Below are 22,955 nucleotides of genomic sequence, written 5' to 3'. Positions count from 1 at the left end.
GAAGTCGTCTCCGGCAGGGTGATCGTCGCCGTACCGGAAGAACGGTAATCGAACGGAGAAACGCCGATGACCGACGCCGATTACATCGTGGTTGGAGCCGGTAGCGCCGGTTGCGCGGTAGCTCGCCGACTCGCGGAAAGTGGCGCGTCTGTCGTGCTGATCGAGGCTGGGCGCGCCGACGACAAAGGCATCGCCAAGATGCTCTTCCAGATTCCCGGCGCTATCAACGTCATGCACTCCACGCCGCAGTTGAAGAAGCTGTTCGACTGGGGTTCCAAGTCGACGCCGCAGCGCTGTGCGCTCGACCGCACGATCCCCATGACGCGCGGCCGGGTCCTGGGTGGTTCGAGTTCGGTCAACGGCATGCTCTTCGTCCGCGGCAACAAGAAGAACTTCGACGACTGGGCGGCCGAGGGCTGCGAGGGCTGGGACTACGCCGGTGTCCTTCCGTACTTCAAACGACTCGAAGATTGGGAGGGCGGCGCCAGCGAGCTCCGTGGTGGTGGTGGCCCGATCAAGGTCACCCGGAAGAGCGATCTCACCGAGGCGGCCCGCGCGTTCATGGCAGCGGCGACCGAGCGCCTGGGTGTGCCTGCCATCGACGACTACAACGCGGAAAGTCAGGAAGGCGTCGCGGTCTTTCAGCAGAGCGCCGCGAAGGGGTTGCGTTACTCCACAGCGCAGGGCTACATCCATGCGGATCCGCTCCCGAACCTGCTGGTTCTCACCGAGACGACGGTCATCAGGATCGTCATCAACGGCTCGCGGGCCACCGGCGTCGAGATCTCGGTCGAGGGCGGCAAGCAGATTGTGCACGCCTCGCGCGAGGTGATCCTCTCGGCGGGAGCGTTCGGGTCGCCGCAGATCCTCCAACTGTCCGGAATCGGTCCCGCCGAACACCTCGCGCAGCACGGTATCGCGGTGCACGCGGATCTGCCGGTCGGCGACAACCTGCACGACCACCTCTTCGTCCCGCTCTCGTACAACATGAAATCGGCCGTGCGTCGACCGACTCCGTCGTACTTCCTGCGCGGACTCCTCGCGGAGAAGCGCCGGCCAGGGAGCTCGTGGGCGGCCGGATCATCGTTCGAGTCCGTCGCGTTCGTGCGCACGTCGTTCGCCCAGGACATTCCCGACCTGCAACTGCTCAGTCTCTACTGGGTCTACCCCTCGCCCAACCAGGACTCCGACAGGCGGGTCGTACCGCCGACGAAGAAGCCGGGGCAGAGTGTCTTCCCGACGCTGATCTACCCGGAGAGCCGGGGCACCGTCAGGCTCTCCTCGGCGGATCCGACTGCGGCTCCACTCATCGACCCCGGGTATCTGAGCGTGCCCAAAGATGCGGAAGTGCTGCTCGAAGGCATCGCGATGGTGCGCGAGATCATGGCGGGAACCGGCGACAACGCAGGCGAGATCAACCCCGGGGCCGAGTTCGCCGACGACGCGTCGCTGCGCGCGGAGCTGCCGAACCGAATTCACACCGTGTACCACCCGGTGGGCTCGGTGCGGATGGGAGTCGACGAGCGTGCGGTCGTCGATCCGACGTTGCGGGTTTCGGGCATCGACGGTCTGCGCGTCGCGGACGCATCGATCATGCCGACCATCATCGGCGGGAACACCAACGCGCCCTCGATCATGATCGGCGAGAAGTGCGCGGACCTGATCCTTCGACCCTGAGCGGTTCCGCATCGGTATGCACGCGGTGGGCCTCTTGCCGAAGGGAGGACAATGGGCGGTGGGTTGACCAGTTCGTACGCACCTTCAGGAGCACGCGATGCTACACAGCCACCGAACGTTCTCCCACTTGCTGCACGATATGGGTGAGCAGTCTTTCGACGACCACCGAGTGCGTCATGCGGCCTGGGTCGCGCGATGGGTAGGCCACGGCGCCACCGCTCCCCTGCATCTCGACGACCTCACCGCCCTTGCCGACCGTCTCGAGTCCCAAGCCCTGCCCGCCGGATCGGTGATGTTCTCGGCGGACCAACCGCCGGACGGAGTCTGGATCGTGCGGCAGGGGCAGGTCGAACTGTCCGTCGAGTCGGGCACACAGCGTGCGGTGGTAGGCATGTTGGGTCCTGGCGACGTCGACGGCGATATCGCGCTGGTGCTGGGGGTGCCACTGGCATACACCGCGCGCACGCTCGCCGAGGCGGAGTGCCTGTTCCTGCCTCAGCGCAATTTCGACACAGTGCTCACCACCCACCCCGAGATCGCTCGGCGCTGGATATCCACTGTGGCGCAACGGGTTACGACGGTCCAGACCCGGCTGACCGACATGCTCGGCCGCCCGCTCCCGGTCCAGGTGGCTCAATTGCTTCTCGACGAAGCCGTCGACGGGTCGGTGCAGCTGAATCAGCGCACGCTCGCCGCCATGCTCGGTGTGCGGAGCCCGTCGTTCCACAAGGTCATCGAGGAATTCGAGCGACACCGCCTGATCACCATCGGCCCAGTAAGCATCGGCATCGATGACGGCGACGGATTGCGGCAGCTCACAGCAAAACTTCACAGCCACTGAGCAGCCGGCGGGTGATGACAGGCCGAGACAATACCGGTCTGCGAAAAAACCTTTCCGCAGTTAACTATTCCGGATAGATATCTAATTGCGGATAATGATATTTTTGACACGCTTGGATTTGCGATTTCAACAACAGAAAGATGCGAGCGGGTTATATTTTCTGAACACCCATTTTTTAGCGGTTCGAACTCCCGTCTTACCGCTGCTCGACATTCCCTGGAGATCGCCATGATATCGACCTCTTCCCTGTTTCGTGCGGGCTTTATTGCCCCGGTCGCCATCGCTACCGTCTTTTGTTTGGCCGCACCGGTAAATGCTGCGCCGGTCAGCGTGAACTGGAGCTGCCGGGGCACGGTCCTCGGTATCGGCCAAACCTCGAGCATGAACACCTCGGTCACCGGCACCGCGCCGAGCTCAGCGGCGTCGGGTTCCGCGGTGGCCATCACCATCACACCGGGCGCCTCGTCGGTGCCCACTTCGGCTTCCGGATTCACCGTGAACAACATCAGCAACCTGAAGATGACCATTCCGACTCCGGCGAATTCGACGGTGGTCTCGGCTACCGCCTCCGGGGGCACCGTGGCGGGCACCGTGGCCACATCGGGCGGGAATGTCGTACTGACCGTGCCGGGCCCGATCGCCGGCGGCACCAGCTTCACCCCGCCGGCGGTGACCATCAACGTCACCGCCGGCGCCGCCGGAACACCGATCACCAGCAAGTACGCGGGGACCAGCTACACCAGTCCCGGTATGACCATGACGACCAATGTCTCCTTTGTCGGCAATGTCGCGACCTCGTGCTACCCGAACCCGTCCCCGACCCTGACCACCACAGCTGTCGTCTGAGCTCACCCAACGAGTGCCGCCGGATGATGACCGGTGTCCGCGCCGGCGGCCTGTGGTGAAGGGGCCGGACCGGGTTGCCTCAGCAGCCCGGCCCGGCCCCACCGACCCGCACCCGACGGCAGCATCACCTGATAGTGGTTGCCCTGCTTACGGTTTGGAGACGAGAAGTCAGTTCGACCGAATTATCCGATGCGCAGTATCGCCTCGCCCGGTGTGTCGTACAGTGCATGTCCGGCACAGCCACGGCCGCTTCGATGACCGGAGCGGTGCCGCTTTCGTGATGTTCGTCAGCCGCGGTTCGGGCAGCCGGTCGATCGATGGACAGGAGCGCCCATGCCCACTTCGAGCACCTGGCCGCAATCCCCGCTGCCGCGCCCTGCGGCATCCATCGACTCCGCCGCGCGTCCCGGCTCCCCTGAACGGATCGCGGCGCTCAGCAACCGAGCAGGCCCTGATCGGTGACTCGTGCTGAGCGGTTCTCTGTTTCCAGTGATCGATGGGAAAGCCCGTGTGCCCGACAACAAGCGAACCCGCCCGGATCTCGGTCGAGCTCAAAAGGGCGCTGGAGTTCTACCACGGAAGCGTCGAGGACCTGGTCCGTGAATTGATCAGAGTGCTGGGCGTGAACGAGACCGATCGGCGTGCGCTGGAGATCGTCCTGCTCGAGGAGAAGTCCACGACGCCGGGCAGGCTGGCCGAGCGGCTCGGTCTCACCTCCGCCGGTGTCACGATCATGCTCAACCGGCTGGAGAAACAGGGCTACATCGCACGGTCGCTGCACCCGACCGATCGTCGTCGCGTCATTGTGATGGCCACCGAACTCGCGGCCGATCGCGTACAGGAACTCGTCGTTCCGATGATCGTCGAGAGCTACAAGATGTTGCTGAATTATTATGACGCCGCCGAACTGGAAATAATCGCCGACTTTCTCACCCGCGCGGGCGAACTGCAACGAATTCACCGGCAACGGCTGCGCGAGGTGGATCCCTACTCGCGCCCCTGAGAACAGCACGCCGGTCGGCGTATTTCGAGGGAGAAAGCAGGAATGCAATGCGCACCTTCGACAACAGCGAAGACCCGGTGGCCGAGCCTGTCACCGAGACCGAGCCTCGACCCCAGAATGTGCGACGGTGCGGCCACCCGTCCGCGCCGCGATCAACAGACCGGTTCCGGCGGCACATGTCGCGTGCCGGGGTGGCGGCCGCGTTGGCGATGACGGTTATCGGGACAACGCTCGTGGTGCGGGCAGATTCGAGCCCACCGGCGCGGGCGAACAGCGCGGGGCCGTTCGCGGGCCAACCCACCGCACGATTTTCCGACTACAGTGCCGGCCGAAGCCAGTCCATCGCGACGATCACGAGCACAACAGCCGACAACCCGAGCGAGGTCGCCGTACCGGTCGACGTCCCGGGCGGCTACCCCACTACCGATACCGAGTCCGCCCAACCGGGCGCCGATTCCCCGAGCACGACCACTGCGACGGAAACGACGACAACCATACCGACGGAAACCGCGACGGCGAACTCGACGGTTGTTTCGGTGAGCGCGAGTTTCTCTGCCACGGCAAGCCTTTCGGTCCAGGACACCTCCGATGTGCCGGGCCCAGCTGCCGTCACCCCGACCCCGACCTCCACGGTGACCGTCGCCATGACTCCGACTGACACGTCGACGATCACGGTGACGGCCGATCCGAGCACGGTGACGATGTCTGCTGATCCCTCGACCGTCACCATCACTTCCACCACAGTGCCGGGCACCACTACGACGGCACCGCCCAGCAGCACGACAACAACCGATCCGCCGAGTTCGACCACGACATCCCGGTCACCGGCGATATCCACGACACCGGCGGCGCCGACGACCACGTCGGCGCGGTCGACAACGACCACGTCGCCGACGACGACCATGCCCCCGCCCACGACGAAGCCGCCGCGTCCGACTCCATCGATCGCCCGCCCACCGGCCACCGCACCGAGGTGACGGCAGCAGGACGATCGGACCTGCCGCGCACGCGTAGCCGTCCGGTTCATCTGGCGTCAGTGGCGGATCGCATCGACGCCGAGTGTGCGAGGGTGGACGACATGACGGTAGAACGGTTCGAAGTGCAGCGGCAGGTCCCCGCGTCACCCTCGGAAATCTTCACACTGCTGTGTTCCCCCGAAGGGCACGTAGCGATCGACAGTTCGGGCATGCTGCAATCGGCGGAGGGCAAGCCCGTCACCGGCGTCGGCGACGAGTTCATCGTGCACATGGATCGTGAGTCCCTCAACGATTTCCCGATGGGCAAATACGACGTCACAGTGATCATCACCGAGTTCGAGCAGGACAAGCATCTCGAGTGGACGATCTCGGGCGCCATCCAACCGCCGATCGAGCACCTGTACGGATATCGCCTCGAGCCCAGCGACATCGGCACCCTGGTCACCTCGTACTACGACTGGAGCAGGATCGCGCCCCGCTACCGCGAAGCAGCTATCTTCCCGATCATTCCCGAGTCCGCGCTGCGGGCCACTCTCGGCATCCTCGCCCGCACCATCAAGAAATAACCCAGCGCCCCGAAAGGTAGCGCCGGGAACTCGGATCCGGATCGCGGCGCTAGGGTTTGCGGCCGACGCCGCCGACGATGCAGTTGCGGACATCGGAGAGGGGGGTGAGGTGGGGGCCGTCGGACCACCAGTCGTCGCAGCGGACGAGGCCGGGTTCGACCATGTCGAGGGTGCCGAACATGGCTTGGATTTCGTCGCGGGTGCGGAAGCGGCCGCTACCCATCGGGCTGTGGATGAACTTCTCTTCCATTTTCCGGGCCAGCTCACTGTATTCGGCGGTTTCCGGGTCGTGGAAGTGGGCGATCGCGACGAACGAGCCCGAGGGCAATGCGTCGATGTAGGTCTGCATGAGGGCGGGGCCGTCGTCGCCGAGATAGTGGTGCAGGGTGCCGATGTGGAACAGCGCCAGCGGGCGGGTGAAGTCGAGTTCGCGGCGGACCGTCTCGTTGCCGAGAACTTCCAGGGGGCGGAAGATGTCGGCTTCGGCGATGCGGGTGCGGCTGTTGCTGGCCAGTAATGCCTGCGCGTGGACGAGCACCGATGGGTCGTTGTCGACATAGACGACCTTGGACTGAGGGTTCACCCGCTGGACCACCTGGTGGGTGTTCTCCGCGGTGGGCAGACCCGATCCGAGGTCGAGGAACTGGTCGATGCCCGCCCTGGCCAGGAATCGGCAGGCGCGGATCAGGAAGTCACGGTTGGCCCAGGCCAGGTCGTTGACCTGCGGAGCGACGGTGCGGACCTGGTCCAGCACTGCGCGATCCACGTCGTAGTTGTCCTTGCCGTTGAGTGCGGCGTCGTAGACACGCGCGATACTCGCACGGGTGGTGTCCACCCCGACCGGAACAGCGCTGGGGTAGGCGGCAGAAGAATGCGACATCGGGAGCGCCTTTCGAGCATCGGAGCCAACTGGACGAATCAAGCCTAGAGCATCAGTTACTTTGGCAGACAAGCTATTCCGACTCCATCCGGGGCAGGCCGCGAGCGGGGTATCGGGAGTACCCGTATCGGTGGGCTCCTATTCATCCTGTGCCTCCGGTCCCAGGATCTGAGCATGATCCAGATGCTCAAACCAGCCCCGGTGCCCGATTCGGTGGTGGGCAGGCGGTCGATCGCCGTGCTCGTCGTCATCCTCACCGGCCAGTTCATGACGGTGCTCGACGGCTCCATCGTCAATGTCGCCATTCCGTCCATTCGGTCGAGCCTCGACACCGGTGGGGCCGCACTGCAATTGATCGTCGCCGGGTATGTGATCGCGTACGCGGTGTTGCTGATCGGCGGTGCGCGCCTGGGTGATCGGTTCACGCAGCGACGCACCTTCATCGCGGGGCTGGCGGGGTTCACCCTGGCTTCACTCGCGTGTGGACTGGCATGGAACGAGCTGTCGCTCATCGTGTTCCGGTTCGGTCAGGGCGTCGGGGCGGCCGCGATGGCGCCACAGGTGATGACGTTGATCCAGCGCACGTTCGCCGGGGCGGCGCGAGCCAGAGCCCTGAGTATCTATGCGGCGATCGTCTCCGGTGGCCTGCTGGCGGGCCAGATTCTCGGCGGATTGATCGTCGACGCCGATCTGGGCGGCACCGGTTGGCGTGGGGTGTTCCTGGTGAATGTGCCGATCGGCATCGCACTGCTGGTGCTGGCTCCACGTGTCCTCCCGGTCACCGTCGCCCGCACCGATCGAACGGTCGACGGGCTGGGCTTGGTGACGCTCACGGCCACCGTGTTGTTGCTGGTCGTGCCGCTGGTGCTCGGCCGGGAGCTCGGGTTTCCGCGGTGGTCGTGGCTGTGTCTCGGAGCGGGTGTGCTCGGGCTGGCGGTGTTCGTTGTGGTCGAGCGGGCGGTCGCCGGGCGCGGCCGCGATCCCCTGTTCGCGCCGCAGGCGCTCGGCGCGCCCGGTCTGCTCGCGACTGCCGCCACCCTGCTCATGGTGATGGGGACCTTCGGTGGCTGGCTGTTCGTGAGCGCCATCCACATGCAGAGCGACCTCGGCTACAGCGCGCTGCGGGCGGGCATGCAGTTCTTGCCGATGGGTGCGGCGTTCGCCGTGGCCGGACTGTCCTGGCAGCGCGTTCCGGCCACGCTGCACGCGAGGATGATTCCGTTCGGGCTGGTGATGAGCGCGGCCTCGCTGGGCTGGCTCGCGTGGCTGCTGGGCGACGGCGCGGGTATCGGTATCGCGGCGTCGATCGCGTTCGGGGTCTTCGGTCTCGGTAACGGGCTGGCGTTCAGCCCGTTGATGACACGGGCATTGGCCGCGGTACCGGTGACACTCGCCGCCGACGCCAGCGGCATTCTCGTCACCAGCGTGCAACTGGGGACCGTGGTCGGGATCGCGAGCATCGGGTCGGTGTTCTTCGAACTGGTGGGAGCGACCGCGTCATCGGCGGCCGACGCGGTCGCGGTCGTGCATCTGATCTGCGCGGCGATCACGCTCGTCGCCGCCGTCTCGGCGGCACTGGCTGTGCGCGGGATCCGCCGCTGAGCGTGCTGATCGCGGCGCCACCGGTCCTGAGCTAGCGTGACACCATGCACGAGCTCAGGGCCGGTGACCTTTTCGCCGGCTATCGGATCGAGCGGGTGCTCGGGGCGGGCGGGATGGGGAGTGTGTACGCCGCCCGGCACCCGCGGTTGCCGCGTCTGGTCGCGATGAAATTGCTGCACTCCTCGTATTCGGCGGATCCGGTGTTCCGGGGTCGATTCGAGCGCGAGGCCGATCTCGCGGGGCGCCTCGATCATCCGAATATCGTGGCGATCCACGACTGCGGAAACGAGGACGGACAGCTGTGGATCGCGATGCAGTACGTCGCGGGCAGCGACGCGGAAACGGCGCTCCGCACAGGGGCTGTGGCGCCGCGGCGGGCGTTGCACATCGCACGGTCGACGGCGGACGCGCTCGATTGCGCGCACACGGCCGGGCTCCTGCATCGCGATGTCAAACCCGCCAATATTCTGCTGAGCAAGAGCGCGGGCGGCAGCGGTGAGCGGGTGCTACTCACCGATTTCGGCATCGCGAAGGCAGTCGACGAGGGCGCAGCGCTGACCGAGACCGGGACGTTGGTGGCGACGCTGCGCTACGCGGCGCCCGAACAGCTCGACGGGCGCACCGCGGGCGCGCGGTCGGACCAGTATTCGTTGGCGTGCACGCTGTTTCACCTGCTCGCGGGGCGCCCACCGTTTACCGCGACCCATGCGGGGGCGTTGATCGGTGCGCATCTGATGCAGCCGGTGCCGCGGATCAGCGAGATCGCGGCGGGCATGCCCGCTGCGATGGACGCGGTGTTCGCGCGCGCCCTCGCCAAGGATCCCGATCATCGATTCGCCAGTTGTGCGGCGATGGTCGCGGCGGCGTCCACGGCCCTGACCACCGGAACCGCTCCAGCTCGTCCGATGACCGGCCCCGTCGGACCGGCTCAGCCGATCGACCACCTGGTGCGAGGGCCACAGGTCAGCAGGGTGGGCCCAGACGCGGTAGCTGGGACCGGCGTCGCGGGCAACCCGACGTTCGGTGCCGGCAATCGGGCCGAGCTCGACACCGCCAGTCGTGCTGGAGCGCGTCGCCGGAACGCCGGGTGGTGGGTAGCGGGCGCACTCGGGGCGGTCGCCATGATCGCGATCGGAACTGTGGTCCTGTCGATCCGAGATTCCGGGAGAACCGGCGCCGTTCCGACGAGCGCAACGGTCGCGCCGACCACCACCGTCGACGCGTGGGCGGCGGCGCGGCCCACGATCGCGATGTTCCCCGACCTGCTGCCCGCGAGTCCCGACAGTGCAGGGTATCGGGGACTGCGGTGCAGTTTCGCGACGAAGAGCGCGGAGGCGATGTGGGATACGGGGTTCGACTGCACCGACCGCGAAGGACTGCACGTGCAGGTGATGGCGCACAAGGATTCCGGGACCGTCGGACGGTTCGTCGCGTCCCTGCCCGCCGGGGCGACCCAGCAGCCGCGGTCGCGGTACGGCAGACCGCTGACCGTGCACAGTTTCAACGGCTCCACCGGACCATGGCTGCTGGTGCGATTCGACGCCGCGCCGTATTCGACTGTGCTGCTCCAGGTGTACTGGAAGGGCCACACCCATCAGGAGATGATCGACCAATGGTTGAGCACCGCACCTCTGTGACCGCACGACTGGCGCTGGGCTCGCTCGCCGTTCTGCTCGTCGGCTGCGGCGCCGTCGAGGGCACCGCGACGCCGGGTGAGATCGACGTCCGCTCCCTCGGCGTGGGTAGTTATACGACGGCGCCCGCCGATATCGAGGCGGGCCGAAAGTCCACGGACGGGCCGATTCTGGAAGGGCTGCGGATGGCGGGCGCGGTGGTGTTGCCGCACGAGGTCGATCCGGCGCTGACCCACAGCTGGGGCACCGATGTCCTGGACACCCCACGGCGGGCTTCGGACACCTCGGCGATCTCGAATGTGAATCTTCCCGTGCTGGAACGGCATCGGATGATCGTGGCGTTCGACGTCGCCGAGGGCAGCCAAGCCTTCGACAAGGCGAGACCGGCGATCGAGACCGACGCGCGGATCACCAGGGTGGTGCTGGCGCGGTTTCCCGGCGCGAAGACCGCCGAGGAGGCGGCGCGGGAACTCGAGGCGACCGATTTCCGGGTGAGTCCGGACAATCAGCCGGTGTCGATCCCCGGTTACGCTGCCGCACATGCGCATTGGCGGCCCGGCATCAAGACGATCGGTGCCACCTTCGCCCACGGCGAGATCGTGGTGAGTATGTTCCTCCAGCATCCCTCGCCCGACATCGACGCGCTGGCCACACGCGTCGCGGCCGTCCTCGATGCCCAGATCCCCCTGCTCGACAAGTTCACCCCGACCGCGCCCGACCGGATCGCCGAGCTGCCCCGCGATCCCGATGAGCTGTTGCGCCGCACCCTGATTCCCGGCCCGGCTAATCAGCAGATCGCCATCTCCTCGCGCGAGTTCGCGGCGTGGACCGGCCGTGCGGGACTGCACTACCGCCCCACCGAACCCGCCGAGCTCGGCGCGGCGTGGGATCGCGGTGGCGTGGACAGCGTGGCGAATTCCTACAGCACCACGCTGTTCCGGTTCCGTGACGAGGCCGCGGCCCTCGCCTTCGGCACGACATGGCAGAACACGCTCAGCGCGACAGCGCATCCGGTCGCGGCGCCCGAGGGCCTGCCGCAGGCGCGGTGCGCGGAGCGGCGGGCGGGGAGTGCGCCCGCACTGACCCGCTGCTATGTGAGTTACCGGCGCTACGGCGCGTTCGTCAGCGGCGCCGAACCCGCCGGAGTTCGCCAGCAGGCCGCGGCACAGTACGCGCTGCTGGCGAACGCTCAGTAGTTCGGAGCCGGCCTAGATCAGAGCTGGGCTTCGATCGCCTGCACGACCTCGGCGGCATCGGGGGTCGTGCGCGGGCGGAACCGGCCCGCGACCGTGCCGTCGCGACCGACGAGGAACTTCTCGAAGTTCCACTGCACGTCGCCCGCCGCGCCCTCGGCGTCGGCGGTCTCGACCAGCGCGGCGTAGAGCGGGTGCCGGTCGTCGCCGTTGACATCGGCCTTGGCGAGCAGCGGGAAATCGACGCCGTAGGTGACCGAGCAGAATTCCTGGATCTCCTCGGCGCTGCCGGGCTCCTGGCCCATGAACTGGTTGCTCGGGAAGCCGATCACGGTGAAACCGCGCTCGCCGTAGGTCTTCTGCAGTTCCACCAGGGCGCCGTACTGCGGGGTCAGGCCGCACTTGGAGGCCACGTTGACCAGCAGTACCGCCCGCTCGCCCGCCAGCTCGCCCAGTGTGGTGTCCTCGCCCGCCAGGGTCTGCACCGCAATGTCTCGAATGTTCGCGCTCATCACATCACCACCAGATCTCGTCTATGTCGGTTCGATCGCCACCGTACCGGAGCCCGATCGGCGCGCAAGTGTCCCGCTCGGCGAGAGAATCTGTAACACGTTCTTGTTTTGTGACGCGGTTCACGGCACCATTCCTATGGATGGGCGGTGATGCCCGCACCCTGAGCACCGGAGGAAGCCCGTGAGCGACCAGCCACATCGGATCGATACCGTCCGCCCGCTGCGCGCGAGCGAGGTGACGCAGTGGGATTTCGACGCCGATGTGGTGGTGGCCGGTTTCGGCATCGCCGGCGTGTGCGCGTCGATCGAAGCCGCGCGAGCGGGCGCGAAGGTGCTCATCCTGGAACGGACCGGCGGCTGGGGCGGCGCGGCGGCGCTGGCGGGCGGATTCGTCTACCTCGGTGGCGGCACACCGCTGCAGAAGGCGCTCGGATTCGACGACACCCCGGAGAACATGGCGGCGTTCCTCACCGCCGCGCTCGGACCCGGCGTCGACGAGGCGAAGATCAAGGACTACTGCGCGGGCAGCGTCGAGCACTACAACTGGCTCGTCGACTGCGGGGTGCCGTTCAAGGAGTCGTTCTGGGGCGAGCCCGGCTGGGAACCCCCGCACGACGAAGGCCTGATGTACTCCGGTGGCGAGAACTCCGCACCGTTCCTCGACATCGCCGAACCCGCTCCGCGCGGCCACGTTCCGGAGCTGGCGGGTAAGAAGATCGGCGAGCGCAGCGGCGGCTACATGCTGATGAAGCCACTGGCCGACACCGTGGCCGAGCTCGACATCGACGTCGAGTACGACACCCGCATCCGCCGGCTGGTCGTCGACGACGAGGACCGGGTGGTGGGCGTGCTGGCCACCACCTACGGCAAGCCCGTCACCGTGCGCGCCGCGCGTGGTGTCGTCCTGGCCACCGGCAGCTTCGCCTACGACACCGAGATGATCGACCGCTACACCCCGCGCCTGAGCGGCAGGCCCGGCGCGGCCATCGAAGAACACGACGGCATCGGCATCCGGCTGGCTCAAGCGCTCGGCGCCGAGCTGGCGCACATGGACGCCAGCGAGGTGGCCATCTTCGGCGATCCGCAGATGATGGCGCGTGGCATCCTCGTCAACGGACGCGGCCAGCGCTACGTCACCGAGGACACCTATCCCGGCCGCATCGGTCAGGCGACGCTGTTGCAGAACGACAACCAGGCGTTCTTGATTATCGACGAGACCTCGCTGGAAGAGGCGCTCGCGACCGAGAGCGCCACCCCGTTCTTCCGCTTCCAGCCCAAGTGGGTCGCCGAGACGGTCGCCGAGCTCGAGGCCGAGATGGGCCTGCCCGCACAGACATTGCAGACCACCGTCGCCACCTACAACCAGCACGCCGAGCACGGCACCGACCCGCTACTGGGCAAGAAACCCGAATGGGTGCGCCCGATCAAGGGGGCGCTGGCCTGTTTCGACCTGCGCGGGTTCACCGCCGGGTTCACCCTCGGCGGGCTGCGCACCGACCTGGATTCGCGGGTGCTGCACGTGAGCGGTGAGCCGATCGAGGGCCTGTTCGCGGCGGGTCGCTGCACGTCCGGCCTGTGCGCGTACGGCTACGTCAGCGGGGCCTCGCTCGGCGACGGCAGCTTCTACGGCCGTCGCGCGGGCAAAGCGGCGGCCGCGGGCTGAACCGCGGACGACCCACCGCACGGGTTCTGTCAGTACTCTGCTTGCAGCGTCACGCCCGACGACGAGTCCGGCTGGGCTCACGGTCTTTTCACGCCCGGGAGCAGGCGCGCCGAACGAAGACGCAATGCAGATCGGAGTTGGACAGTGCAAGCAGGTGGGACGTCCGCGGATTACGTGATCGTCGGCTCCGGATCCGCGGGGGCGGTGCTCGCGAATCGGCTCAGTGCCGACCCGGGCACCACGGTCGTGCTGTTGGAGGCAGGTCCGGCAGACGACGACAAGTTCGCCCACATCCCGGCCGCGTTCTCGAAACTGTTCCGCAGCGAGCGCGATTGGGACTATCTGACCGAGCCACAGCCCGAGCTCGGCGACCGGCAGATCTACTGGCCGCGCGGCAAGACCTTCGGTGGCTCGTCATCGATGAACGCGATGATGTGGGTCCGCGGCTTCCGCGCCGACTACGAGGAATGGGGGCTGCTGGCGGGCGAGAAATGGAATTTCGCCGCCGCGGTGGAGCAGTTCCGCAAGATCGAGAACGTCCAGGACGCACAGTTTCCCGACGAAGGTTCCAAGGGGCCCCAGCACGTACAGCGCCAGCGCAGCCCGCGCGCGTCGACGCACGCGTTCCTCGAGGCCGCGCGGCAGGCCGGCCACGAGCTCGAATCGGCGAACCGGCCCGCGCCCGAGGGCTTCACCCAGACCATGGTGACCCAGCGCGACGGCAGGCGCTGGAGCACCGCCGACGGGTACCTGCGTCCGGCGATGAAGCGGGCGAACCTGACCGTGCTGGCCGAATCGCTGGCCACCCGGGTGCTGTTCGAGGGCACCAAGGCTGTGGGCGTCGAATACCGCAGCGGCGGGCAGACCCTCACCGTGACCGCCGATCGTGAGGTCATCCTGTGCGGTGGCGCGGTGAACAGCCCCCAGCTGCTGCAGCTTTCGGGCATCGGCGATCAGGACGAGCTGAAAGAACACGGCGTCGAACTGGTCGCGCACTCCCCCGAGGTCGGCGCGAACCTGCAGGATCACCTCATCTCGGCGCTCGGCTACAGCGTGGACTCCGATTCGCTGTTCACCGCGGAGAAGCCCCTCGAACTGATCAACTACCTGGTCCGCCACCGCGGGATGCTCACCTCCAATGTCGGTGAGGCATACGGCTTCGTGCGCAGCGCGCCGGACCTCGAGCACCCCGACCTGGAGCTGATCTACGCTCCGGCGCCGTTCTACCACGAGGGTCTGGTCGAAGCCACCGAACACGGTGTGGTGCTCGGCGCGATCCTGCTCCGCCCGCGCAGTCGCGGCAAGATCAGCCTGGCCTCGGCCGATCCGACGGCCAAGCCGGTGATCGATCCCCGGTATCTGTCCGATGCCGAGGGCGCCGACCGGGCCGCGCTGACCGCCGGACTTCGGGTGTGTGCCGGGCTCGCCGCGCAGCCCGCGCTCAAGAGCGCGCTGGGCGCGCTGATCTACCCACCCGAGGCACCCGAGGATCTCGAGGCGGCCATCGCGCTGACCATCGAACAGTTCTCGCACACCCTCTACCACCCGATCGGCACCTGCCGGATGGGCACCGATGCCGCCAGTGTCGTCGCCCCGGACCTGAAGGTTCGCGGCGTCGAGGGTCTGCGCGTCGCCGACGCCTCGGTGATGCCGCTGATCATCCGCGGCCACACCAACGCCCCCGCCATCTTCATCGGCGAACAGGCCGCGGACTTCATCCTCGCCGAGGCCTGACCCAGGTGCTGGTGGCGCGCGGGCACGGGCGCGCCACCAGCTGCCTCATGCTCCCGCGAGACCCAGCGAAGCCGCCGCGAGCAGCAGGTACGGCAGCGGATAACCCAGATCCGCGTACTGGCGCGCCCGCAACACGGTGAATTCGGCGGCGACGAAATACAGCACGAGCCCGGCCGCGGCTGCCACCGCCAGCGGCCGATAGGCCAGACCGGCGAGCAGACCGAGTCCACCCGCCGCCTTGATCAGGGCCAGCGGCGTGAGCGTCCAGGGCGCGATGCCGTAGTGGCGCATGTTCTCGCGTACCCAGTCGGCGCGAACGACGTCGATCAGGGCAGCTGCCAAGGCGGCGACGGCCGCGAGCACGGTGACGACGAGATAGGTGGTGTGCATCGGATCAGATCCTCCGGTTTCGGTGATCGGCGCCTCTGTCATCGTGGAGACAGCCGCCGTGATGGGACAGCGAGTGCCGTCCTCGGATAGACGACTGGCGCGAGCGAAAGGTGACCGATGCGCACTGACCGGACCGAAGTGCCGGCGCGCGCGTTCGAACAACGGCGCGACCGCCTGCGTGGCGTGGCCTTTCGGATGCTGGGTTCGGGAGCCGAAGCCGAGGACGCGGTGCAGGAGGCGTGGTTGCGCTTGGCCGGGACCGATACCGAGATCGCCGATCTCGACGGCTGGCTCACCACGGTGGTATCGCGGATCTGCCTCGATATGCTGCGCGCCCGTACCCGTCGCGCCGAGATAGCGCCCCCCGAGACTTCCGTTCCGGTGGCGACGGGCGCGGGTGTGGATCCCGAAGCCGAAGCGGTGCGGGCGGATTCCGTCGGGCGGGCGCTGCTGGTCGTTCTCGACACGTTGGGCCCCGAGGAACGTGTCGCTTTCGTGCTGCACGATCTGTTCGCGGTGCCCTTCGCCGAGATCGCGCCGATGCTCGGGCGCACGCCGGCCACCACCAAGAAACTCGCGAGCCGGGCCCGGCTGCGTGTGCACGCGCCCGCCCGGGTCGAGCCGGCGGAACTACTCGCGCATCAGACCGCGGTGACGGCTTTTGTGCAGGCTGCTCGCGAGGGCGATCTCGGCGGACTGCTCGCGGTGCTCGCACCCGACGTGGTGCGAACCGCCGACCCGGCGGCGCTCTCGCCCGGAATGGCCCTGGTCGTGCGCGGCGCCCGTGCTGTGGCCGACGGCGCTCTCGCGTTGCGGCGGCGCTCGCGCGAGGCGGTGCTGGTGCTCGTCGACGGCAGGCCCGGCCTGGTGGTGCCGGGAGCCGACGGACCGGATTTCGTGGTGACGTTCCTCGTGCGCGGTGGGCGCATCGCGGCTTACGACGTGGTGGCCGCGCCAGCTCGGTTGGCCGCGCTCACCCTGTCGCTGCTGCCCTGATCAAAACCCGCGAACGCCCGGATTCCGCGTTTTGGCACTCGATGCAATGTTGCGGTCACTGCGTCGATCGCGGTCAGAGGGCGGGAACGCGGGCGAATCCCAACGGTGGAGTCGGCACGGGACCCGAACGGAGTTCGTGGCGGAAGTCCGGGAGCAACGGCAGCATGTCGACATTGCGGGCGGCGTAGCAGCGCACCATCGGCAGTGCTCGCGAGACCTCCGCGCGTTCGACCGGCTCGGCGTCCACGAACGCGAGGGAGTCCAGACCCAGGCCGAGGGTGCCTGCGATGCGGACGATCGAGGCGGACTTGCGCCCCCAGCCCACCTCGACCGCCGAGAACATCTCGTACAGACCGTGGCGGTACAGCGTGTGCATGGTTCTGGCTCGGTCACCGCGTGCGGCGACAGCATGGAGCACACCGCGCTCGCTCAGTTTCGTCAGCGTGCGCAGTGCCGGTGGGCGCGGCGTGGTGCCGGTCTCGTCGTGGACGACACCCTCCCACAGGGTCTCGTCCAGTTCCCAGACCAGACAACGGACGGCAGGTCGCATGGCGCTGAACTCTACAACCACTGATAGCTAAGAACCAGACTTGTGATCCGTCACTACGGCGACCGCCAGGGCTGGGCCCCCTACCCAGAACCTGACAATCCATTCCGGTTTCCTTTGTCGTTCGTTAGGGTGGGGTTCGCTGGACAGCGGGGGGTACAGCCGAAACTGGCGAAGGGAACACAGATGTCCGTCCACAATCCACCCCGACCGTCGCTGACCGTCTCGGGCAAGCCGATGTCGTTGCCACTCAAGGACGTTCGCGCACTCTCGCGGCAGATGGTCGGCCATTTCGTCGCTACCGTCGCACCCTGCGGGACGCTACCCGGTGACGCCATCTCCGGCGATGTCACCACGATCACCCGGATCTGCCTGGAATTCGCGGTCGGCATGCTCGACGGGCGTGATGTCCCGAGCCAGCTACAGCGCCTGCAGGACGCGGCCAGCGCGTGGGCCCGGGAGGGCGTACCTATCGACACGATCCACCACTCGATCGCCGAGGGCTTCAAAATCGGCCTCGACCTGGTGGTATCGAGCGCGTCGGGCAAGGATTTCGACAGCCTGGTCGGCGGCGTCAAGGTCGTGATGGAACTACTCGACACCATCACCGCCCAGATCTCGCTGGCCTACGTGCGCGAGCTGCGCGGCGTGGTGAGCGAGCACCACACCGCCGTGCACACCCTCACCTCCGCCCTGCTCGGCGGGCACAGCACCTCGACGATGGCCCGCGAATGCGGCATCACCATCGCCGAGACCTACGCGGTCTTCGCCCTGGCTATCCCCCAGCACCGCGAGGAAGCCAACCCGGCACTGGACTCGAAGGTCGTCGCCCGCCGCAAGTTGCGCCGGGTACAAGCCGAACTGGCCAAGCGCTGCGGCGACTCGGCGCTGTCGCTGCTCAGCGTCGACGGCGGGACGGTGCTGATCCCCGCCAACGCCTTCGACCGCGAGGGTTTGACCGCGCTCGTCGCCCAGCTCTCCCAGGCGGCCCAGGTCGGCATCACCGCCGCGATGGTCGAAACGAGCACTACCGGGGTTCCCGATGCCGCCGATCAGGCCCACGAGTTGCTGGACATGGTGCAGCGGCTCGAGGTGACCTCGGGTCTGTACCGCTTCGACGAGCTCGCCCTGGAATACCAGCTGACCCGTCCCGGGCCCGGCCGCGAATTCCTCGGCTCGCTGCTGGATCCGCTGGATCAGTACCCCGAGCTGCTCGAGACCCTGCAGCGTCACATCGCCAACAACCTCAACCGGCAGCGCACCGCTCGCGTGCTGCACGTGCACACCAATACGGTCGACTACCGGCTCAAGCGGATCGGCCAGCTCACCGGCTTCGATCCGACTCAGCCTTCGGGGCTGTGGTACCTGCGTTCCGCGCTCGTCGCGCGCAGTTACCGGTCCGTTCCGGCCTGATCCCCGACACGACGAAGGCGCTGCCCACCATGGTGGGCAGCGCCTTCGTCGTGCTCAGTGCGGGCGGGTCAGAGCGAGCCGCCGCCACCGACCAGCCACGGGTTGAACGCGCAGGTCAGCTGCGGGTTCTGCACCGGGTCGAGCGCGCGAAGCGCGATCGAGAGGGCGCGCGGTGAGTACATCATCGTCAGGTGATCGGAGATGTCCTGCTCGCAGCCGTCCTGCAGGGTGATGTTGTGGACCGTCGCCCCCGGGCCTGCCTTCATGAAGGTCAGTTCGTAGGGGTTGGTCACCTCGTCGTAGCGGGTGCCGACGATGGTGTAGTCGACACCGGCGACGGTGTCACCGCCGGCATTGAGGTTGTTGACGAAATCCGAGCCGATCGTCTGCTGGATACCCGCGTGCCCGACGAAGATCTCGATCGGACCCAGGATGTCGATGCCCAGGTTGTTGATCATGCGACCCAGGGCGCCGATGCCGTCGAGGCTGGTGCCGTGGTGGGTGGCGCCGAAGGTGATCAGCTTGTTGACCTTGGCCGCGCCGCCCTCGAACTTCGTGTAGTAGTTCGCCATCGACCCACCTTGGGAGTGCGCGATGATGTCGACCTCGTCGGAACCGGTCGCGGCGAGCACGCGATCGACGAACGCCGCGGTCTGCTTCGCCGAATCCTCGATGTAACCGGTGCCCATCACGCCGGGCAGGAACGAACCGAGGCCGCCACCCTCCATGATGTTGGAGCGACCGTAGTTGAACGTGAACGTGCAGTAGCCGGCGTCCTTGATGGGCTGGCCCATGTAGGCGTACCCGTTGTAGGCGTTCATCCAGGTGCCGTGCAGCAGCACGACCGGGCGAGGATGCTCGGCAGTCGGCTTGCAGTTCCAGTCGTTCGTCCCGGGCGCGGCCGCATCGGGGTTGCCGAGGCCGTAGGCGAACGCGGCGAGGAACGCCGTCGACTCCGGTCCGTACGCACCGGGATCGGAGGAATAACCGCCCGAGGAACCCGAGCTGGAACCCGAACCGCCGTAGCAGTCACCGGACCCGTTACCGGAGCCGGCGCCACTGCCGGAGGTGCACGCCGACCCGGAGCCGGCGACCTGCCGACCTTCGGAGATGATGCCGGCAAGATCCTGCTCGGTCGGCGCCGAGGCGGGAGCCGCGCTCGCCCCCGGCCCGGTGAACACCATGGAGAGAGCGCCGACTCCGGCGAATACCGCCGTGTGCAGCGTGCGCCTGCGACTGGGAGATTTCATGTGTTGACTTGTCTTCCTGTGCGATTCGAATATTCGTCGCCCTTTTCTTCCGGGAGAACGAATGGCTTGTCGAAACCGCCCAAAACATAAGCCGCAGAATTACTTACGAGACGATTGTCACGCGCGGTCTGGGCAGGTCACCACAGCCCCTCGAAAACTGCCATGACAGGGCACAGGAAAATATTCAGCACTCGCTACGTGCCGCGACTCCGAGAAGTCGCTCGTCGAGCCACAGCACCGCCTCCGGATAGCCGGTCGCCGCGCCGATGATGTGCTCACCGAGCACGCCGCGATACACCGCGTTCGCCCCGAGTTCGCACTGCTCATCGTAGAGATTGCGCGCGCCCTCGGCGGGAATCCACCACTCCTGGTCGCCGTTGTAGATGTAGAGCGGCGCCGACGACCGCATTCCTTGCATCCGGGTGATCTCGTAGATCTCGGTGGCCAGTTCCGAACGCAGCGGGTCGGCGATGTTGGCGCCCACATCGATCGGCAGTTGCAAGATTCCCGGCACCGCGAACACGCTGGCGCACGTATCTTTCATAATCGAGGTGGTGACCCAGCGCCCGAGATTGTTCATCGCGGCGAGGATTTCGGGTCGCTCCCGTCCGATTGCGAAGGTCGCGGCCATAAATATTCCGGATGCGAGGTTGGCATTCATACTGCGCGAGAGGATTTCGAAGTCGGCGGGCACCCCGCCCAGTGCCGCACCGACGATGACGTCGGCCAGTTCCGGTGCGTAGGAATCGATCAGCTTGGCCGCACCGTGGGTGGCGATGGCGCCACCGGAATAGCCGGTCATCGCGAATCGGCTGTCGCCGTAGGCCGCCGGGTCACCACCGCGCACCGCCCGGATCGCGTCGAGCACCGCGTGCCCGGCGACATACGGTTCGGCGTAGGCCATCCACGGGCCCTCGTGGTCGGGCACCAGGACCGCGTACCCGCGCAGGACCGCCAGCTGCGTCGTCGGCGGAATGAACTCTGTCGAGCTCGACTGCGATGTCAGGCCGTGCGCCAGCGAGTAGCCGGGAGTGCACTTGCGACCCAGCGCGTCGATGGGCAGGTTGTTCACCAGCACAGGGCGATCCCCCGGCCCGGTCCACTCGGTGGCGGGCACGATCAGGGTCGCAGTGGCATAGGACGGCCTGCCGTGGGCGTCGTCGGTGCGGAATTTCAGCAGCGTCGCCGAGCGGATGGGGACCAGGGTCAACCAGGCCGCGGTCGCGGTGACGTCGCGGGATTCGATCAGATCGCCGGGCGACAACTCGTCGAGCCCGGCCGGCCACTGGTCGAAGATCGGATCGCCGACCGCCGACGGGAGCACCGCCGCGTGTAGTGCCGCGAGTTCGGCCGCCGGATCGGCGGCGTTCGCCGGGATCGGCGAGGGAATCACCTGGTCGATCCAGCGCTGCAGATCGGGCAGGAAACCGGGTGTCCCCAGCTGCGGCACCGGGAATTCCTGGGTCGGCGGCGGCTCGGCGGCCGCGGTACCTGCCGCACAAGAGACGAGCAGCAGCACCGAACCGATAAGTACTCGAACAGATCTCATGGCACACACGCCTTCGGGTGGCAACGGATTCGTCGATGACGTGCCACTATGCGGTGCTCCGACCCCCACCGAAACTCCCCCACCGCGCCGTCGTCAGATCCTTCACGCTACGGGGCGCGGCGAACCGACTTCGGCGTTGTGCCCGAGTCGTGTGCGCAATGCCGCTGTATCGCAACAAGAATCGTCGATGGCGACGCGAATCGGCCCGGATCCGCTTCGGGGCGAGCGGATCCGGGCCGATCGAACCGGCTCAGCAGGTGCTGGGCGCCGGTTCCCCCTGCAGCCGGGCATCGAGCCAACTCAGCGCGGAAGGCAGTCCGAGCACAGCTGCGGTCAGATGGTCCGGGGTCGGCGTCTGCTGACTGACAACCTTGGCGCCCGCGGCACACCAGCGATGAGTGGTGGAGGTGATCGCCTCGACTGGGATGAGGCCGTCGATCGGCGAATGCCATTCGAAGACGGGCATTGTCGGCGCGCCGGGATACAGCTCGAGGCTGTTCTCCTCCACCACAGCGCGAGCTTCGGGATCCTCCACCAGTGAGGTGGTGGCCGCGAAGTCGAGGATGCCGCGCCCGGCTCCCGCCCCGAGGATGTCGTTGGTGCAGGCGTCACGGATCGACGCGCGGGCGGCCAAACCGCTGGCATTCATCTGATCGCTGATCGGGAACCGTTGGGGGTATTCCCGTTCGAGCCCGATCCCCGCGGCCAGCGCGAGACCGAACACGGGATGTGAACCGAAGCCGAGCCCCTCGAGCATCGACACCAGGTTCATCGGCACCCCGCCCATCGCCGCCCCCGCGATCTCGAGCTCGGGCGCGTACTCGGGCTGCAATGCCGCCGCCCACGCCGTCGCCATGCCGCCACCGGAGTACCCCGCCATCGCGACCCGGCTGCCACCGACCCGCAACTGCTCGACCTGGCGCACCGCGCGGATGCCGTCGAGGGTCACCTGGCCGCCCAATTTCGCTGCGCCGTAGGCGAAATTCGGTCCGAGGTGGTCGGGCACGGCCATCGTCCAGCCGCGCTTGAGCGCGTAGTTCCAGGCCACCGCCTCGCGCACCATCAGGTCCGGATCGTCGGTGTAGAGGACCTTGGAGACCGAGCAGCGCGTGCCGAGCCCGTTGATGATGTGCTGGTAGGACAGCACGGGGGCGTCGGTGCGGTGATTGTTCGGCTGCAGCACCGTCGTCGTCGCGGCGATCGGGTCGCCCGCGGAATTGGTGGAGCGGAACTGGATCAGGGTGATGGTGGTGTCGGGGAACATGGCCAGCGCCGGCATCTGCCGTACGCCGAGTACGTCGCCGGGCTTGTGCTCGGCCAGGTCGGCCGGCTGGCTGTAGAAGGGGTCGGGGTCGGCGGTCGGGTACAGCGGTGTGGTGTGGCCTGCCGCGGCGGGGACCACGGTGAGCACCGCTGCCGCCAGGCAGACCAATAGTGTTCGGCCCGGCCAACTGTGTCGTGCCGCGGCATCCCAGATCATGCGGCTGTCCCTCCCGTGTCGCTGCTGTCGGGACCGATCTTCGCCGGTACCGTGGCTCCTCGTCGACGGGTCGCCGCGAACATCGGCGGAGCTCACAACCTCATCTGTGTGTGGTTGTGACCGGAGGCAGCACGCCGATATGCGGGCGCACCGCCGCGGCGACAGGTGGATTGTGAGATCTCCAAGCGAAATCGGAACGTGT

General features: G+C 67.2%; 22 protein-coding genes. 13 read left to right on the top strand and 9 right to left on the bottom strand.

Translation table 11 applies throughout. The features are described from left to right. The first annotated feature begins 66 nt into the window (after positions 1-66). Together ACWFRF_RS20060 and ACWFRF_RS20055 are read left to right on the top strand one after the other, a co-directional pair. The gene (locus ACWFRF_RS20060) at positions 67-1,677 is read left to right on the top strand and encodes a GMC family oxidoreductase (protein ID WP_452451504.1); all 1,611 of its coding nucleotides are present in this window, start codon (positions 67-69) and stop codon (positions 1,675-1,677) included. 139 nt (positions 1,678-1,816) lie between these two features. Beyond that, positions 1,817-2,518, top strand: coding sequence for a Crp/Fnr family transcriptional regulator (locus ACWFRF_RS20055; protein WP_452451503.1), 702 nt, complete (start codon positions 1,817-1,819; stop codon positions 2,516-2,518). Here ACWFRF_RS20055 and ACWFRF_RS20050 read toward each other — a convergent pair. Continuing rightward, positions 2,506-3,045 carry a hypothetical protein gene (locus tag ACWFRF_RS20050; protein WP_452451501.1) on the bottom strand — a complete coding sequence of 180 codons (540 nt, stop codon included), beginning with the start codon at positions 3,043-3,045 and terminating at the stop codon, positions 2,506-2,508. The genes ACWFRF_RS20055 and ACWFRF_RS20050 overlap by 13 nt on opposite strands. On the opposite strand from ACWFRF_RS20050, the gene ACWFRF_RS20045 reads away from it, so the two are divergent. The 3 genes from ACWFRF_RS20045 (at position 3,038) to ACWFRF_RS20035 (ending at position 4,367) form a co-directional block, all read left to right on the top strand. Next, entirely contained in the window at positions 3,038-3,364 is a 327-nt protein-coding gene (locus tag ACWFRF_RS20045; protein ID WP_378996014.1) for a hypothetical protein, read from the top strand. The genes ACWFRF_RS20050 and ACWFRF_RS20045 overlap by 8 nt on opposite strands. Before the next feature lie 333 nt (positions 3,365-3,697). Then, positions 3,698-3,826: a hypothetical protein gene (locus tag ACWFRF_RS20040; protein ID WP_379314492.1), complete on the top strand. Its 129-nt coding sequence runs from the start codon at positions 3,698-3,700 to the stop codon at positions 3,824-3,826. 34 nt (positions 3,827-3,860) lie between these two features. Continuing rightward, positions 3,861-4,367, top strand: a complete 507-nt coding sequence (locus ACWFRF_RS20035; protein WP_378996018.1) for a MarR family winged helix-turn-helix transcriptional regulator — start codon at positions 3,861-3,863, stop codon at positions 4,365-4,367. A gap of 412 nt (positions 4,368-4,779) precedes the next feature. Here the strand turns inward: ACWFRF_RS20035 and ACWFRF_RS20030 are convergent, their stop codons facing one another. Next, positions 4,780-5,394 carry a hypothetical protein gene (locus tag ACWFRF_RS20030; RefSeq protein WP_452451498.1) on the bottom strand — a complete coding sequence of 205 codons (615 nt, stop codon included), beginning with the start codon at positions 5,392-5,394 and terminating at the stop codon, positions 4,780-4,782. A 51-nt stretch (positions 5,395-5,445) separates the two neighbouring features. On the opposite strand from ACWFRF_RS20030, the gene ACWFRF_RS20025 reads away from it, so the two are divergent. Next, positions 5,446-5,910, top strand: coding sequence for an SRPBCC family protein (locus tag ACWFRF_RS20025; protein ID WP_378996022.1), 465 nt, complete (start codon positions 5,446-5,448; stop codon positions 5,908-5,910). A gap of 49 nt (positions 5,911-5,959) precedes the next feature. Here ACWFRF_RS20025 and ACWFRF_RS20020 read toward each other — a convergent pair whose 3' ends face one another. Continuing rightward, positions 5,960-6,790: an SAM-dependent methyltransferase gene (locus tag ACWFRF_RS20020; RefSeq protein ID WP_378996024.1), complete on the bottom strand. Its 831-nt coding sequence runs from the start codon at positions 6,788-6,790 to the stop codon at positions 5,960-5,962. Between the two features lie 183 nt (positions 6,791-6,973). Between ACWFRF_RS20020 and ACWFRF_RS20015 the strand changes: the two genes are divergently transcribed. From ACWFRF_RS20015 to ACWFRF_RS20005, 3 genes are read left to right on the top strand one after another with little or no spacing between them, the layout of a single operon-like run. Next, positions 6,974-8,392, top strand: coding sequence for an MFS transporter (locus tag ACWFRF_RS20015; protein WP_452451496.1), 1,419 nt, complete (start codon positions 6,974-6,976; stop codon positions 8,390-8,392). Between the two features lie 44 nt (positions 8,393-8,436). Then, complete coding sequence (locus ACWFRF_RS20010; RefSeq protein ID WP_452451494.1) at positions 8,437-10,029, top strand: protein kinase domain-containing protein; 1,593 nt, start codon at positions 8,437-8,439, stop codon at positions 10,027-10,029. Continuing rightward, complete coding sequence (locus ACWFRF_RS20005; protein WP_452451492.1) at positions 10,026-11,222, top strand: DUF7373 family lipoprotein; 1,197 nt, start codon at positions 10,026-10,028, stop codon at positions 11,220-11,222. The genes ACWFRF_RS20010 and ACWFRF_RS20005 overlap by 4 nt, the downstream gene beginning before the upstream one ends. Before the next feature lie 17 nt (positions 11,223-11,239). On the opposite strand, the gene ACWFRF_RS20000 is transcribed toward ACWFRF_RS20005, so the two are convergent. Next, the gene (locus tag ACWFRF_RS20000; protein WP_378631375.1) at positions 11,240-11,731 is read right to left on the bottom strand and encodes a glutathione peroxidase; all 492 of its coding nucleotides are present in this window, start codon (positions 11,729-11,731) and stop codon (positions 11,240-11,242) included. A gap of 181 nt (positions 11,732-11,912) precedes the next feature. Here ACWFRF_RS20000 and ACWFRF_RS19995 point away from each other — a divergent pair, with 181 nt between their 5' ends. Beyond that, a complete protein-coding gene (locus ACWFRF_RS19995) occupies positions 11,913-13,394 on the top strand; it encodes an FAD-dependent oxidoreductase (protein ID WP_452451491.1) in 1,482 nt (493 codons plus the stop codon). A gap of 144 nt (positions 13,395-13,538) precedes the next feature. Beyond that, complete coding sequence (locus ACWFRF_RS19990; protein WP_452451489.1) at positions 13,539-15,128, top strand: GMC family oxidoreductase; 1,590 nt, start codon at positions 13,539-13,541, stop codon at positions 15,126-15,128. 45 nt (positions 15,129-15,173) lie between these two features. On the opposite strand, the gene ACWFRF_RS19985 is transcribed toward ACWFRF_RS19990, so the two are convergent. Then, positions 15,174-15,518, bottom strand: coding sequence for a DoxX family protein (locus tag ACWFRF_RS19985; RefSeq protein ID WP_378996034.1), 345 nt, complete (start codon positions 15,516-15,518; stop codon positions 15,174-15,176). 117 nt (positions 15,519-15,635) lie between these two features. Here ACWFRF_RS19985 and ACWFRF_RS19980 point away from each other — a divergent pair, with 117 nt between their 5' ends. Further along, on the top strand, positions 15,636-16,514 hold the full coding sequence (locus ACWFRF_RS19980) for a sigma-70 family RNA polymerase sigma factor (RefSeq protein WP_379318386.1): 879 nt from the start codon (positions 15,636-15,638) through the stop codon (positions 16,512-16,514). A 73-nt stretch (positions 16,515-16,587) separates the two neighbouring features. Here ACWFRF_RS19980 and ACWFRF_RS19975 read toward each other — a convergent pair whose 3' ends face one another. Then, a complete protein-coding gene (locus ACWFRF_RS19975) occupies positions 16,588-17,064 on the bottom strand; it encodes an HAD-IIIC family phosphatase (RefSeq protein WP_378631370.1) in 477 nt (158 codons plus the stop codon). A 183-nt stretch (positions 17,065-17,247) separates the two neighbouring features. Here ACWFRF_RS19975 and ACWFRF_RS19970 point away from each other — a divergent pair, with 183 nt between their 5' ends. Then, complete coding sequence (locus ACWFRF_RS19970) at positions 17,248-18,474, top strand: PucR family transcriptional regulator (RefSeq protein ID WP_378631369.1); 1,227 nt, start codon at positions 17,248-17,250, stop codon at positions 18,472-18,474. A 68-nt stretch (positions 18,475-18,542) separates the two neighbouring features. Here ACWFRF_RS19970 and ACWFRF_RS19965 read toward each other — a convergent pair whose 3' ends face one another. From ACWFRF_RS19965 to ACWFRF_RS19955, 3 genes are all read right to left on the bottom strand, one after another. Further along, positions 18,543-19,724, bottom strand: coding sequence for an esterase/lipase family protein (locus ACWFRF_RS19965; RefSeq protein ID WP_379314825.1), 1,182 nt, complete (start codon positions 19,722-19,724; stop codon positions 18,543-18,545). A 184-nt stretch (positions 19,725-19,908) separates the two neighbouring features. After that, positions 19,909-21,273: a lipase family protein gene (locus ACWFRF_RS19960; protein WP_452451486.1), complete on the bottom strand. Its 1,365-nt coding sequence runs from the start codon at positions 21,271-21,273 to the stop codon at positions 19,909-19,911. A 250-nt stretch (positions 21,274-21,523) separates the two neighbouring features. Then, positions 21,524-22,753: a lipase family protein gene (locus ACWFRF_RS19955; RefSeq protein WP_452451485.1), complete on the bottom strand. Its 1,230-nt coding sequence runs from the start codon at positions 22,751-22,753 to the stop codon at positions 21,524-21,526. Positions 22,754-22,955 lie beyond the last annotated feature (202 nt).

The organism is Nocardia sp. NPDC055165, assembly GCF_053606985.1.
The sequence above is the reverse complement of the archived record's forward strand: the minus strand, read 5'-3'. Positions and strand labels throughout refer to the sequence as shown.